General features: G+C 69.9%; 14 protein-coding genes. 8 read left to right on the top strand and 6 right to left on the bottom strand.

What is annotated here, in order from left to right:
- Position 1 precedes the first annotated feature (1 nt).
- Complete coding sequence (gene yhjD, locus RM1_RS21310) at positions 2-1,030, top strand: inner membrane protein YhjD (RefSeq protein ID WP_072753680.1); 1,029 nt, start codon at positions 2-4, stop codon at positions 1,028-1,030.
- A 17-nt stretch (positions 1,031-1,047) separates the two neighbouring features.
- Here yhjD and RM1_RS21305 read toward each other — a convergent pair whose 3' ends face one another.
- On the bottom strand, positions 1,048-2,340 hold the full coding sequence (locus tag RM1_RS21305) for a D-alanyl-D-alanine carboxypeptidase family protein (protein WP_072753679.1): 1,293 nt from the start codon (positions 2,338-2,340) through the stop codon (positions 1,048-1,050).
- Between the two features lie 113 nt (positions 2,341-2,453).
- Between RM1_RS21305 and RM1_RS21300 the strand changes: the two genes are divergently transcribed.
- The 5 genes from RM1_RS21300 (at position 2,454) to RM1_RS21280 (ending at position 5,472) form a co-directional block, all read left to right on the top strand.
- Complete coding sequence (locus RM1_RS21300; protein WP_143069512.1) at positions 2,454-2,759, top strand: hypothetical protein; 306 nt, start codon at positions 2,454-2,456, stop codon at positions 2,757-2,759.
- Between the two features lie 119 nt (positions 2,760-2,878).
- On the top strand, positions 2,879-3,808 hold the full coding sequence (locus RM1_RS21295) for an ABC transporter ATP-binding protein (protein WP_072753677.1): 930 nt from the start codon (positions 2,879-2,881) through the stop codon (positions 3,806-3,808).
- Positions 3,805-4,647 (top strand): ABC transporter permease, encoded by an 843-nt coding sequence (locus RM1_RS21290; protein WP_072753676.1) that lies wholly within the window; start codon positions 3,805-3,807, stop codon positions 4,645-4,647. The genes RM1_RS21295 and RM1_RS21290 overlap by 4 nt, the downstream gene beginning before the upstream one ends.
- Entirely contained in the window at positions 4,637-4,879 is a 243-nt protein-coding gene (locus tag RM1_RS21285) for a helix-turn-helix transcriptional regulator (RefSeq protein ID WP_072753675.1), read from the top strand. Before RM1_RS21290 ends, RM1_RS21285 begins: the two co-directional genes overlap by 11 nt.
- On the top strand, positions 4,876-5,472 hold the full coding sequence (locus RM1_RS21280; protein WP_245816525.1) for a TIGR03086 family metal-binding protein: 597 nt from the start codon (positions 4,876-4,878) through the stop codon (positions 5,470-5,472). The genes RM1_RS21285 and RM1_RS21280 overlap by 4 nt, the downstream gene beginning before the upstream one ends.
- Here RM1_RS21280 and RM1_RS21275 read toward each other — a convergent pair.
- From RM1_RS21275 to iolC, 5 genes are read right to left on the bottom strand one after another with little or no spacing between them, the layout of a single operon-like run.
- On the bottom strand, positions 5,440-6,507 hold the full coding sequence (locus RM1_RS21275; RefSeq protein WP_072753674.1) for a Gfo/Idh/MocA family protein: 1,068 nt from the start codon (positions 6,505-6,507) through the stop codon (positions 5,440-5,442). The two genes, RM1_RS21280 and RM1_RS21275, sit on opposite strands and share 33 nt — an antisense overlap.
- 16 nt (positions 6,508-6,523) lie before the next feature.
- Complete coding sequence (locus RM1_RS21270; protein ID WP_072753673.1) at positions 6,524-7,429, bottom strand: sugar phosphate isomerase/epimerase family protein; 906 nt, start codon at positions 7,427-7,429, stop codon at positions 6,524-6,526.
- Positions 7,426-9,378, bottom strand: coding sequence for a 3D-(3,5/4)-trihydroxycyclohexane-1,2-dione acylhydrolase (decyclizing) (iolD, locus tag RM1_RS21265; RefSeq protein WP_425528727.1), 1,953 nt, complete (start codon positions 9,376-9,378; stop codon positions 7,426-7,428). The genes RM1_RS21270 and iolD overlap by 4 nt, the downstream gene beginning before the upstream one ends.
- A gap of 2 nt (positions 9,379-9,380) precedes the next feature.
- The gene (gene iolB, locus RM1_RS21260) at positions 9,381-10,274 is read right to left on the bottom strand and encodes a 5-deoxy-glucuronate isomerase (protein WP_072753671.1); all 894 of its coding nucleotides are present in this window, start codon (positions 10,272-10,274) and stop codon (positions 9,381-9,383) included.
- Positions 10,267-11,244 carry a 5-dehydro-2-deoxygluconokinase gene (iolC, locus tag RM1_RS21255; protein ID WP_072753670.1) on the bottom strand — a complete coding sequence of 326 codons (978 nt, stop codon included), beginning with the start codon at positions 11,242-11,244 and terminating at the stop codon, positions 10,267-10,269. The genes iolB and iolC overlap by 8 nt, the downstream gene beginning before the upstream one ends.
- A 180-nt stretch (positions 11,245-11,424) precedes the next feature.
- Here iolC and RM1_RS21250 point away from each other — a divergent pair, with 180 nt between their 5' ends.
- Positions 11,425-12,162: a GntR family transcriptional regulator gene (locus RM1_RS21250; protein ID WP_072753669.1), complete on the top strand. Its 738-nt coding sequence runs from the start codon at positions 11,425-11,427 to the stop codon at positions 12,160-12,162.
- Positions 12,163-12,215: 53 nt separating this feature from the next.
- Positions 12,216-13,331 carry a CapA family protein gene (locus tag RM1_RS21245; protein WP_072753668.1) on the top strand — a complete coding sequence of 372 codons (1,116 nt, stop codon included), beginning with the start codon at positions 12,216-12,218 and terminating at the stop codon, positions 13,329-13,331.
- Positions 13,332-13,358: the final 27 nt, after the last annotated feature.

The following is a 13,358-nucleotide window of genomic DNA, read 5'->3' as shown; positions in this document are numbered from 1 at the left end:
GGTGCCGGACGTCAAAGCGCTTCTCGAGCGTCTACGTGCGGCACGGCCGTGGCTTGATCACCTGATCCGGGCGGGCGGGCGGTACCAGGCGCAGAAGGGCGACTACTTCGCGGCCGGCATCACCTATTTCAGCGTGTTCGCGCTGTTCCCGCTGTTGATGGTCGCCTTCGCGGCCACCGGTTTCATCCTGGTCGGACATCCCGAGCTGCTCACCTCGATTCACGAGGCGGTCAGCAAGGCGATGCCGGGCAACCTGGGTGACCAGATCAACCAGCTGATCGATGCCGCGATTGCCGCGCGAACCACGGTGGGTGTCATCGGTCTGATCGTCGCCGCGTACTCGGGCCTCGGTTGGATGGCGAACCTGCGCGAGGCGCTCAGCGCGATGTGGGACCAGCGCCATCCGAGCTCGGGGTTCCTGCGCACCAAGCTGAAGGATCTCGCGAAGCTGGTGGGTCTGCTACTCGCCCTGGTCGTTTCGGTGGGTCTGTCCATGATCGGCGAGGGCAGCACCACAGGGCGGGTCCTGGAATGGCTCGGCATCGACGACATCGGCTGGGTCGGGACCCTGGTGCGACTCCTGTCGAGCGTGCTCGCCGTGGTGGCGACGTGGGCACTGTTCGTCTGGGTCATCGCCCGGTTGCCCCGCGAGCCGATCACCCTCCGCAGCGCGGCGAAGGCGGCGCTGTTCGCTGCGGTCGGGTTCGAGGTCTTCAAGCGGCTGGGCGTGATCTACCTGAGGGCGGTCACCAACGGGCCGGCAGGCTCCACCTTCGGCCCGATCATCGGCCTCCTGGTGTTCATCTACTTCACCGCGCGGTTGGTGCTCTTCTCCACGGCGTGGGCGGCGACGGCGCACGAGAACGAGGTGAAGGCGTTTGTGCCGCCGCCTGATCCGGCGATCATCGAGGTGAAGGAGGCGCCGGCGAGGGGGCCGACGATGTCCGAGGCCCTCGCATTGGTCGGGGTGGGCGCGGCGGCGGCGGTCGGACTCGGCGGATTGATACGCAGGCGCAGGCACCGCGACTGACGTTCGGTGCCGGCCGGTCAGCGGCGCCGTCGGAGCCGCGCGGCCGCCACGAGCAGCATGCCGACGATCGCCGAACCGACCACCGCGACAGCAGTTCTCGACACCCCGGAAGTGGAGTCGGAGGGCGCGGCCGCGGCGGTCGGACCGCCGACCGGCCCCGTGGGTGGTGCGGCCAGTGTCACCGGCGCCGCAGTCTGCGCCTCGGCCGAGTCGGCCAGGGTGCCGACAGATTCCGACGCCGGGAGCGCGAAACCGTAGTCGAGGAGTCGGGCGGCCTGCTCCCACGGGCGGATCGGCTTGACGTCGGCCGCCATCAGGGTCACCACGAGCGTTCGGCCGTTGCGCTCGGCGGCACCGACGAAGGTCTGCCTGGCGTCGTCGGTGTACCCGGTCTTGCCCCCGATCGCGCCGTCGTAGTTGTAGAGCAGCTTGTTGTCGTTGGCGAGGATGAACCCGGGGTGGTCCTTGTCCTCCGGGTCGGTGGGGTCCTTCGGGAATCCCGGGAACGGTACCGACTCGGTGTGGATGAAATCGGCGAAGGTCTTGTCCCGCATGGCCTCACGGAAGATGACCGCGAGATCGTAGGCGGAGCTGGACATTCCGGGCCCGTCCAGTCCGGACGGGGTGGCGGTGCGGGTGTCCAGGGCGCCGAGCGAGCGGGCCAGTTCGTTCATCTTCTCGACGGTGCGCTCGTCGCCGCCGAGCTGCGCGGCGAGTGCGTGTGCGGCGTCGTTGCCCGACGCCATCACCAGGCCCTGCATGAGCTGGCGATTGGTGTACCGGCCGTCCTTGCCGAGGCCGACCGCGCTGCCCTCGGCGTTCGCGTCGTCGGCGGTGGCGGTGATGGTGGTGTCGAGGTCGAGTTCGCGCAGGGCGAGGATCGCGAGGAGCACCTTGATGGTGCTCGCGGGGCGGTAGCGGCCGTGCGGATCCTTGGCCGCGATCACGGCGCCCGAGTCGAGGTCGGCGAGCACCCACCCGGTCGCGGAGATCTCGGCGGGCAGGCCGGGTGCGCCGTCGGGGGCTACGGCGCCGCACTCGCCGAGGCGGGCGCCGCCGATCGGCCGGGCGGGAACGGGCAGCGCGGCGGGCGCGGTCTGTCCTGGCGCGGGCACCTCGGAGAGGTCGATGGCCTGCGGCGGGGAATTGCGCTGCGGGCAGTTGTCGGTGTTCGGGGTGGTGAACGGCGTGGTGGTGGTCGTGCTCGAGTCCGGAGGAGCGGGGGCGGGCTGCGCAACCGCCGGCGCGCCGACCAGGGCGATCGAGGCGACGGCGGCCAGTGCGGTCAGGGCTCGTGCGGGCGCGTTCATCGAGGAGGCAGGGTATTCGACCCGGTGCCCGGGGTCCAAGTCTCCGCACCGGCCCGTGACCGAATCGGGTCGAGACCGGCCGTTCCGGTCGAGGTCGTGCTCGAATGAGCGCCATGACCACGAACCGGCACCGGGTGCGCATCGACGGGGACATTCTGCTGACGCTCGACGGCGACATCGTCACCATCGCGACACCCAGATTCGCGCCGGGGATCTTCTTCGTGCACGCGGAGCTCCTGGAGGTACACGTCGTCCCCTCGGGCGCCGACTGGAAGGTGGAGCTCAAGACCACGGGGGTGAGCGTGCCGTTCCAGGTGTTGCCGTTCACGGTGCCTGCCGCGCAGATCCCGGCCTTCACCGCCTTCGTCGAGCGTGCGAAGCAGGCGCGGGAGCGCTCGCTCCGCGACGAGATCTCCTAGCCGGACCCGAGATTCGCGGTCTCGCCGGCTCAGCCCGAAGAAGTGCCGGTGAAGTATTGCTGCCTCAATATGTAGTAGGTATGCTACAAATCATCGAAGGCTGATGATTGGGAGGGTTCATGGCTTCGGACAATGGGGTTGTTCTCGATGTCGACACGCTGCGCATGCAGTACGACACCACTGAGGTTCTGCGTGACGTGACATTCCAGGCGCGGCGCGGTGAGGTATTGGTCATGCTCGGCCCCAACGGGGCGGGCAAGACCACCACCATCGAGATCCTGGAGGGCTTCCGCGGACGCTCGGCGGGGCGCGTCGCCGTCCTCGGTGTCGACCCGGAACACGGCGACGAACACTGGCGCGCCAAGATCGGCGTCGTCCTGCAATCCTGGCGCGACCACGCGAAGTGGCGGGTGCGGGAGCTGCTCGCCCATCTCGGCGCGTACTACCGCCCCTATTCCACCGCTCGGGTCCAACGGCCATGGGACACCGACGAACTCATCGCGCTTGTCGGCCTCACCGAGCAGGCCGAGGCCAAGATCTCCTCGCTGTCGGGTGGCCAACGGCGCAGGCTGGATGTGGCGATCGGTGTCGTCGGCAGGCCCGAGGTGCTGTTCATGGACGAGCCGACCGCGGGCTTCGACCCGGCCGCACGGCGCGACTTCCACGATCTGGTGCACCGGCTCGCCGACCTCGAGGACACCACCGTCCTGCTGACCACGCACGATCTCGACGAGGCCGAGATCCTGGCCGACCGGATCCTGATCCTGGCAGGCGGCCGGATCATCGCCGACGGCTCGCCCGACGAGCTGGCCCGGTCGATCGCGGGCGAGGCCCAGGTGAGCTGGACCGAGGACGGTCAGCGTTTCGTCCACACCACCACCGAGTCGACCAAGTTCGTGCACGAGCTTTTCAAGCAGCACGGCGAGAGCATCGGCGACCTCGAGGTGCGCCGCGCCTCGCTGGAAGACACCTACATGACCCTGGTCCGGCGCGCCGAGTCCGGCGAAGCGACCGAGCCCGTCCACACCCTCGCGGAGGTCACCCGATGAGCGCCACTGCCACCCGTGCCGGTCTCGCCCGCGGCGGAATCGAGCTGCGGCAGCTGTACACCAACGGCCCCGACCTGATCGGCCAGTTCCTCACTCCTGCCATCGCGCTCGGCGTGCTGTTCCTGCTGCGCAACCGGATGTACGGGGACAGCGGGCTGTCCGTCGCCGAGCTGGCCGTGCCGGGTCTGCTCGGCAGCATCATCGCGTTCAACGGCATGTACGCGCTGCTCAACGTGCTCGTGCTGGACCGAGAGGACGGCACCCTGTTGCGCGCCAAGGCGGTGCCGAAGGGCATGGTCGGTTACTTCGTCGGCAAGATCGTGGCCACCGCCGGATCGGTGATCGTGCAGGTGTTCATCGTGCTCGGTGTCGGCATGGCGATCATTGGCGGCTCGTCGCTGTCCGGTTCGGGCGCGGTGGCGACCTTCGTGTGGGTGGTGGCGCTGGGTCTGCTGGCCGTGCTGCCGGTCGGCGCGATCCTGGGCAGTGTGCTCGACACGCGGTCGGCCTTCCTGCTGACGATGCCGTTGATGGGGTTGATCGCAATCTCGGGCATCTTCTACCCGATCACCGCGCTGCCGGGCTGGCTGCAAGCTGTCGGCCAGGCGTTCCCCATGTACTGGCTCGGCCTCGGTATGCGTTCGGCGTTGCTGCCCGACGAAGCGGTCGCGATCGAGATCGACCAGTCCTGGCGGCACCTCGAGACCGCGGCGGTGCTGGGCGTTTGGGCGGTCGCGGGCCTGCTGATCGCGCCGGTAGTGTTGCGACGCATGGCACGTCACGAATCGGGATCGAGCATGGCCGCGCGGCGGGAAAAGGCGATGCAGCGTGCCTTCTGAGGTCATCTACAACCGCATCGCGATGCTCCGTGCCGAGCGGGGCATCTCGCGGCGGGAGCTGGCCGAGGCGCTCGGGGTTCACTATCAGACCGTTGGCTACCTCGAACGCGGTGAATACAGTCCCAGCCTGCACCTGGCGCTGCGGATCGCGGCGTACTTCGAGGTGTCGGTGGAGGTCGTGTTCTCCACCGAACCTTTTCCCCGGCTGGGGTCGGGCGCCGAGACAGCGTGACCGCCGCCATGAACCAGATCGCCGATCGCTACCGCCGCCGTGCGGAGGCCTTTGAGCAGAAGATCGCCGCCGTTCGACCTGGGCAGTGGTCCGAGCAGTCCCCGTGCGCGGCCTGGACGGCCCGTGACGTGGTGGCGCACATCGTCGCCATGCACGCGGCCATGCTGCGACCGGTCCACCGCGACCTCAGCCCGGCGCCCTCGGTCGGTGACGATCCGCTCGCGGCCTTCCTGGCGGCCCGCGTCGATGTCCAGGCGGTCCTCGACTCCCCGGAGCTGGCCGAAACCGAGTGCGACACCCCGACCGGACAGATGTCGGTCGAGCAGCAGATCGACGAGGTCCTGAGCGATGATCTGGTGCTGCACGGATGGGACCTCGCCCGCGCGACCGGTCAGGACGATGCGATGGATCCCGGGGACGTCGCCCGGCTCTGGTCGAGCGCCCTGGCGATCCCGGCCGACCTGATGGAGAAGTGCCGGACGCCGGGCGCGTTCGGCCCTGGGATCGAGGTGTACGGGCCGGAAGTGACCGTCCCCGACGATGCCCCGCTCCAGGACCGACTACTCGGACTGCTCGGGCTCGACCCTCGCTGACGCGTCGACGGTCGAGCGGGGCACCATGTCCACCTCGATCCGGTCCCAGGTCTCCAGCGACCGGATCCCGGCCGCACACACCGCGGCGGCGGCATACCCGTCCCAGGCGCCGGGGCCGTCGACGCAGTCGCCGGATCCGCCGCCTGCCCGGACGGCGTCCACCCAGCGCTGGACCTCGCTGTCGTAGGCCTGACCGAACCGCTCCAGGAAGCCGGGAGTGATCTGACCGCCCCACCTGCCGGGGTCGGTCCGCCGCACCAGCCCGACGTCGAGGCCGATCATCGCGCTGCCCCGCTCACCGACGACCTCGGTCCGGACCTCGTAGCCGACGCCGCTCGTGACGAAGACCTCGATGTCCACCATCCGACCGGTCTCGGTTTCGAGGATCACCAGCTGCGGATCCTGAAGTCCTTCCGCCGCATGGGAGCTCGGCGTCGGTCGCAGCACGGTGATCGCCATGATCTCCTCGCCGAGCAGGTACCGCGTCGCGTCGATCTCGTGCACCACCGAGTTCCAGATCACCGTCGCGCTGTCGCACCGCGGCGGCACCGCCGGGTTCCGGTGCACGCAATGCATCACGAGGGGCTGGCCGAGCTCGCCGGCATCGATCAGCGACTTGAGCCGCTCGTGCTCGTGGTCGAAGCGGCGCATGAACCCGACCTGCACGAGCCGCCGACCGAGTTCCGCTTCCCGCCTGGCGATCTCGAGTGCACCCTCGGCATCGGTGGCCAACGGCTTCTCGCAGAGCACCGGCTTGCCCGCGTTCACGCAGGCGAGTGCCTGCTCGGCGTGCGCCGCGCTCGGCGTGGCGAGCAGGACCGCGTCCACGTCCTCGACGGCGATCGCCTCGAACGGATCGGTCACCAGTTGCGCATCCGATGCGCTCGCCCCGACCTCCGCGGCCCGTTCCGCGGAGGCGTCGCTGATCACCGTGACCCGCGCGCCGCTGATCCGCCTGTTGATCCGGTCGACGTGATCGGCACCCATGACGCCGACGCCCAGCACGGCCACGCGCAGGTCCCGAGTATCAGACATGGTGTGCTCCTCGTGATCAGTCGAACCGGAGAGCCGGGATACCGCATCCCGACAGGTACTTCTGGGTGCGTGCGGCGATGGGTAGTGGCACGTCGCCCGAACACGGATACAGGTCCTGCTCGACGATCGCGAACAGGTCGACGTCGAGCTCGTCCAGCGCGGCGAGCAGCGGGGGCAGCTCGGGGACACCGCGCGGCGGTTCGACCATCACCCCGAGCATGACGGCCTCACCGAACGTCAGGTCCTGCTCCTCGGCCTTGGCGACGATGGCCGGATCGACCTGCTTGAGATGCAGGTAGCCGATGCGGTCCGGATGGTCGCCGATGATCGCGAGGTTGTCGCCGCCGCAATAGCTGATGTGGCCGGTGTCCAGGCACAGGTTCACGTAAGTCGGATCGGTGTCCTCGAGCAGCCGGACCACCTCGTCCTGTCTGCCGACGTGACTGTCGGCATGCGGGTGATAGCGCAGCGCCACCCCGAACTCCTCGAACATCGCCCGGCCGAGCCGGTCGATCCCGGACGTCTTGGCGCGCCACTGCTCCTGGCTGAGACGGCTGTCCTCCCGGACGGTCCCGGTTGCGGGATCGCGCCACATCTCGGGTATCACCACCACCTGGCGGCCGCCCGCCCCTGCCGTCAACTCGGCCACCCGGCTGACGTCCTCCCACACCGCATCCCATGAGCCGGGTTGGTGCAGGCGCTCGAAGACGGTGCCGGCGGAAAGCCGGAGATCGCGGGCGCCGAGCTCGTCGCGGAGGCGCTGCGGGTCGGTGGGCAGATACCCGAAGGGGCCCAGCTCGATCCACCGGTAGCCGGCCGCGGACACCTCGTCGAGGAACCGGCCGTACGGCACCTGTCGTGGGTCCGTGCCGAACCACACCCCCCAGGAGACGGGCGCCGATCCGACGTGGATCACGCTCATCGTGGCTCCTCTCCGACCGCGCGGTGCGGCTCTGCGCTCTCGGACGGGCGCAGGTGGTGCCGTTGGGCCCGCTTGCGGGTTTCGTACCCCTCGCGGGCCTGTCGGGTGGACGGCAGGGCCGAGACCTCGGAAACCGGTACATCCCACCAGGACCCGCTGTCCGGCGCGGAGACCAGCGGGTCCGTCTCGACGTACAGCACCGTGCTGCGCGCGCTCGCCTTGGCGGCCTTGACGGCGTCGGTGAACTCGCTCGCGGTGCGGGCCGAGATGACGTCGACGCCGAGACTGGCGGCGTTCGCGGCGAGGTCGACCGGCAGCGGGCCGCCGCCGAGACGGCCGTCCGGCGACCGGTACCGATATCGGGTGCCGAAGCGCTGCGAGCCAACCGATTCCGAGAGCGACCCGATCGAGGCGAATCCGTGGTTGTCGACCAACACGACGATCACCTTGATCCCTTCCTGGACCGCCGTGACCAGCTCGGTTGCCATCATCAGATAGGAACCGTCGCCGACCATCACGAACACATCGCGCCCGGGGCAGGCCATCGCGACGCCGAGACCGCCCGCCACCTCGTATCCCATGCAGGAGTAGCCGTACTCGACGTGGTAGCCCGCGCGGTCGCGGACCCGCCACAGCTTGTGCAGGTCGCCGGGGAGCGAGCCCGCCGCGCACACGACCACGTCCGTCGGGTCCGAGAGCGTGTTCACCAGCCCGATCACCTCGGTCTGGGTGAGTCTCGCGCCCGCCGACCGGTATGCGGAGTCCACGGCGGCGTCCCAGATCCGCACCAATTCGGTTGCCCGCATCCGGTATTCCTGCGGCACCCGGTGATCGTGCAGTTCTGCGGTGAGGGCGTCGAGCGCCTCCCTGGCATCCGCGATCACGCTCACCCCGGACTGCTTGGCGGCGTCCGAGGAGGCGACGTTGATGTTGACGAACCGCACGCCCGGATCGGCGAACGCGGACCGGGAGGCGGTGGTGAAATCGGTGTACCGGGTGCCGATCCCGATGACCACGTCGGCCGCGGCGGCGAGCTCGTTCGCGGCGGTGGTCCCGGTGGCGCCGACCGCGCCGACGGACTGCGGGTGGTCCGACGCGAGCGAGCCCTTGCCGGACTGGGTCACCGCCACCGGGATCCCGGTGAGCTCGGCGAACCGGGCCAGCGACTCGGACGCGCCCGAGTAGAGGACGCCGCCACCCGCGACGACGAGGGGTCGGCGCGCCGCACGGACCACCTCGATCGCGCGCTCGAGGGCGGCGCGCTGCGGCAGCGGGCGTCCCACATGCCAGATCCGCTCCGCGAAGAGCGATTCCGGCCAGTCGTGCGCTTGGGTCTGCACGTCTTGGGGGATCGCCACGGTCACCGCGCCGGTCTCGACCGGATCGGTGAGCACCCGCATCGCGCCGAGCAGGGCGGCGGGCAGCTGCTCGGGCCGCCACACCCGGTCGAAGTACCGCGACACCGGCCGGAAGGCGTCGTTCACCGTGACGTCGCCGCTGGAGGGCAACTCCAGCTCCTGCAGGACGGGGGCACCGACCCGGGTGGCGAAGGTGTCGGCGGGCAACAGCAGCACCGGCAGGTGGTTGATGGTGGCGAGCGCGGCGCCTGTGATCATGTTCGTCGCGCCCGGTCCGACGCTCGTCGTCACCGCCCAGGTCTTTAGCCGGCCCCGAGCCCTGGCGTACGCGGCGGCGGTGTGCACCATCGCTTGTTCGTTGCGCCCGAGCACGTACGGCATCAGACTCGGGTCCTCGAGCTCGGCCTCGAGCAGTGCCTGCCCGAGGCCTGCGACGTTGCCGTGGCCGAAGATCCCGAGACAGCCCGCGAACAGCCGGGTGCGGTCGCCGTCGCGCTCGGTGAACTGGTTCGCCAGGAACCGCACGGCGGCCTGCGCGACGGAGAGCCGCACCGTCGCTTCGGTGTTCGGTACTTCCTGTCGCTGTGCCACGCTCACACTCCTGTGGTCCGGGGGAGGGGCAGTCGGGGGTCCATGTCCTGGCTTCGCCAGGTCTGCCTGATCCAGGCGTGGGCTGGATCGTCGACGATCCGCCAGGACCGCCCAGTGCCGGTCCCGGACATCACGTTCAGGAAGTACATGTCGTAGCCGGGTGCGGCCACGGACGGCCCGTGGTACCCGTGCGGAACCAGCACGGCGTCCCCGGTGCGCACCTCGGCCAGCACGTCGATCGGTCGCTCTTGGGTGCCGTACACCCGGTGGAACCCGAACCCGCGACGGTCCAGATCCACCGACCGCGCGCCGGTCTCACCGAACTCGAAGTAGTAGATCTCCTCGAGCGCGGACTCGTGCGCGGTCTCCTCGTCGTGCTTGTGGCTGGGGTACGAGGACCAGTTGCCCGCCGGGGTGATCACCTCGCAGGCCAGGATCGAATCGGCGTCGAAGGTGTCGGCCATCGCGAAGTTGTGCACCTGACGACTGCAGTGTCCCGCGCCGCGCAGCTCGATCGGGACCGCGGCGGCCGGGACGTGGCGGAACGGGAGTTCGGTTGCCGCCCGCGCGCCGCACAGGGCGAAGCGGCCGCCGTCCACGCTGCCCACGGCGAAGGCGCGTCCCCGCCCGACGTAGCCGAAATCGCTCGGTCCGTCGAACACCGATCGCCGACCGGCGAGGCCGATCTCGCGGCCATCGCACCCCACAGTTGCGGCCCCGGACAGCGGGAGCACGATGATCTCGTCGTCGCCGGACTCGAGGTCGACCCGACCGCCAGGCGGCAGCTCGAGGACCCACAGGCTCGACGCGCTCCAGCCCGCCGACTGCGGGGTGATGGCCAGCGCGAACGGGCCGTCGGCGGCGGTGCCCGCGGGGAGGTGGTTCGCGTCAGGCATCGACGGCCCCCACGGCGGACTGCTCGGCGAGCGCCGCGACCTCGTCCGCCGTCGGCATCGCGGTGGAGCACTCCAGGCGTGAGGCGACGATGGCGCCCGCGGCATTGGCGTGGCGCAGCGCCTTCTCGAGAGGCCAGCCCGCGAGCAGGCCATGGCAGAGGCTGCCGCCGAAGCCGTCGCCTGCGCCGAGCCCGTTGACAACCTCGACTGTGACGGGCGGCACGGTCACCGTCTCGTCCCTGGTCCTGGCGAGCACGCCAGCCGGTCCACGCTTGACGACCGCGAGTTCGACGCCCATGTCGAGCAGCGCATCGGCCGCCCTGCGTGGATCGCTCTCGCCGACCGCGATCTCGCACTCCTCGAGATTTCCCACCGCCACGCTGACCTGGTGCAGCGCCCGCTGGGCGACGGCGGTGGCCGCCGCGGGGGAATCCCAGAACATCGGCCGGTAGTCGAGGTCGAGCACCGTGTGCCGCGCGCGGCCGCGCGCCAGCCACGCGGCGAAATGAGCATCGCGGCTTGGCTGTTCGGACAGACCGGTCAGCGTTGACCAGTACAGCGCCGCGGACCGGACGGTCGCGGTGTCGATCTCGTCCGCGCGCAGCTGCAGATCCGGTGCGGCGGGGCGGCGGTAGAAGTACAGCGGGAACCGGTCGGGCGGGAAGATCTCGCAGAACGTGATCGGCGTCGGGTACTCCTGATCCGTGCGGACGTACCGGTTGTCGACGCCGAGGCGGGCGAGTTCGGCGCGCACGAACGTGCCGAACGGGTCGTTGCCGACGCCGGAGATCAGGGCGCTGCGCAGGCCCAGGCGGGCAGCAGCGACGGCCACGTTTGCCGCGCTGCCGCCGAGGAACTTGCCGAAGAGCTGGGCGTCCTCGAGGCCGACACCGGTCTGCATCGGGTAGAGGTCGACGCCGCATCGCCCGATGGCGAGCACGTCGAACAGTCGATTTCCCGTGTTTGCCAAGAGGGACTCCCGACGTTGATGGAGACTGATCTCTGATGCAAACTCTGCGCCACTCCGCGGGGGAATGTCAACCGTTTGTCCTAACATTCTAACTTTCGGTCAACTGGTGTTAATCTTCGCCTCAGCCTGCCTTTTCGGCGGCCGCACGGGCGCGGTCGCCGTCGATGATCGGAGCCGAGAGTGGCTGCACCGCTTGCCGTTGAACTCGACCGGTCGAGTCCGGTACCGCTGTACTTCCAGTTGGCACAGGCGATCGAGGGCGCCATCCTGGGCGGCGACCTGGGGCCCGGGGACCGCTTCGAGAACGAGCTCGACCTGGCCAAGCGGCTGAACCTGTCCAGGCCAACCGCCAGGCGCGCCATCGCGGAACTGGTCGACAAGGGTCTGCTGGTGCGCAAGCGCGGCGTCGGAACCCAGGTGGTGCAGGGGCCGGTACACCGGCCGATCGAGCTGACCAGCCTCTTCGACGATCTCGCCAAGGCAGGTCAGAACCCGACCACCACGCTGCTCGAGTACCGGGTCGGCGCGCCGACCGGCGACCTCGCGCGGGAGCTGAACCTGCTCGGCGAGGAAGAGGTCGCGACCATCCGCCGGCTGCGGCTGAGCAACGGCGAGCCGCTCGCGCTGATGACCAACCATCTGCCCGCGGTCCTCGCGCCCGGCCCCGAGGAACTGGAGACGCACGGGTTGTACCAGTCGCTGCGCACGCGCGGGGTGCACATCCGCCTCGCGCGGCAACGAATCGGGGCCAAGGCCGCCGACCGGGCCGAGGCCGCGCTGCTCGGCGAGAAGGTCAGGGCGCCGTTGTTGACGATGAACCGGACCGCCTTCGACGACGAGGGCCGGGTGGTCGAATTCGGCAGCCACGTCTACCGCGCGACCATGTACCACTTCGACATGACGGTGGTCGACCGGTAGGCGCCGCGCGCGGTGGTCCTGGGGTGACTACCGTGGATCTGGGTGATGGACGAATGGCCGAGACGATCACGCTGTTCCTCTCCGGGGACGTGATGACCGGCAGGGGAGTGGACCAGATCCTGCCGTGTCCCGGCTCGCCCGCGCTGCGGGAGCGCTGCGCGAGCGACGCACGCGAGTACGTCACCCTGGCCGAGCGCGTGAACGGCAAGATCGCCGCGCCTGTCGACTGGGACTGGCCATGGGGCGAGGCGCTGATGGTGCTCGACGAATCCGAGCCGGACCTTCGGGTGATCAACCTGGAGACCGCCGTCACCACATCAGACGACTACGCGCCCAAGGGGATCAACTACCGGATGCACCCGTCGAATGTAGGCGTGCTCACCGCCGCCGACATCGATGTCTGCGTCCTGGCGAACAACCACATCCTGGACTTCGGCATCCGCGGTCTCGAGGAAACCCTGCGCACGCTCCGCCGCGCGGGTGTCCGGCACGCGGGCGCGGGCCGCACCGCCCGGCAGGCGTGGGCCCCGGTGGCGGTGCACACCACCGCGGGCCGCGCGCTGATCTGGTCCATGGGCGCGGAGTCGTCCGGTGTCTCGCCCCGGGACGCGGCAAGGGGCGGCCGACCCGGTCTGGCGCTGCTCGCGGACATGTCGACCAGCGGCGCCGATGCCGTGGTCAAACGGATGCTGCGGGCACGCCGCGAAGGTGACCTCCTGGTGGCGTCCGTCCACTGGGGGTCGAACTGGGGATTCGGCGTGCCAGGGGCGCAGGTCCGGTTCGCGCACCGGCTCGTCGACGGCGGCGTCGACATCGTGCACGGTCATTCGTCGCACCATCCGCGCCCCGTCGAGATCTACCGGGGCAGGCCGATCCTGTACGGCTGCGGCGACCTGATCAACGATTACGAGGGCATCGGCGGATACGAGCGGTTCCGCGACGACCTAAGGCCGCTGTACCTGGTCACCCTCGATGCGCGCTCGCACGAGTTGCGCGAGCTCCGGATCGTGCCGATGCAATCGCGGCGGATGCGGCTGCGCCGTGCCTCGGCCGCCGACACCCGATGGCTACGCGGGGTCCTCGACGGGCTCGGTCGCGACTTCGGGACCCGGGTGGACCCGGGCGGCGGCGGCGCCCTCGTCGCCCGACCGGACCGGGGGAGGGAATGACAAAAGGCGCGGTTCCCGTTGCCGGGA

It is taken from the genome of Rhodococcus maanshanensis NBRC 100610, assembly GCF_001894865.1.
In the GTDB taxonomy this organism is placed as follows: Bacteria; Actinomycetota; Actinomycetes; order Mycobacteriales; family Mycobacteriaceae; genus Rhodococcus_G; species Rhodococcus_G maanshanensis.
Note: the sequence above shows the minus strand (reverse complement) of the source record. Positions and strands in the feature narration are given on the sequence as shown.

Coding starts and splice junctions, on each gene's coding strand:
- RM1_RS21305 (WP_072753679.1), bottom strand. CDS start 2,340: ATGAACGCGCCCGCACGAGCCCTGACCGCACTGGCCGCCGTCGCCTCG.
- RM1_RS21300 (WP_143069512.1), top strand. CDS start 2,454: ATGACCACGAACCGGCACCGGGTGCGCATCGACGGGGACATTCTGCTG.
- RM1_RS21295 (WP_072753677.1), top strand. CDS start 2,879: ATGGCTTCGGACAATGGGGTTGTTCTCGATGTCGACACGCTGCGCATG.
- RM1_RS21290 (WP_072753676.1), top strand. CDS start 3,805: ATGAGCGCCACTGCCACCCGTGCCGGTCTCGCCCGCGGCGGAATCGAG.
- RM1_RS21275 (WP_072753674.1), bottom strand. CDS start 6,507: ATGTCTGATACTCGGGACCTGCGCGTGGCCGTGCTGGGCGTCGGCGTC.
- RM1_RS21270 (WP_072753673.1), bottom strand. CDS start 7,429: ATGAGCGTGATCCACGTCGGATCGGCGCCCGTCTCCTGGGGGGTGTGG.
- iolB (WP_072753671.1), bottom strand. CDS start 10,274: ATGCCTGACGCGAACCACCTCCCCGCGGGCACCGCCGCCGACGGCCCG.
- RM1_RS21245 (WP_072753668.1), top strand. CDS start 12,216: ATGGCCGAGACGATCACGCTGTTCCTCTCCGGGGACGTGATGACCGGC.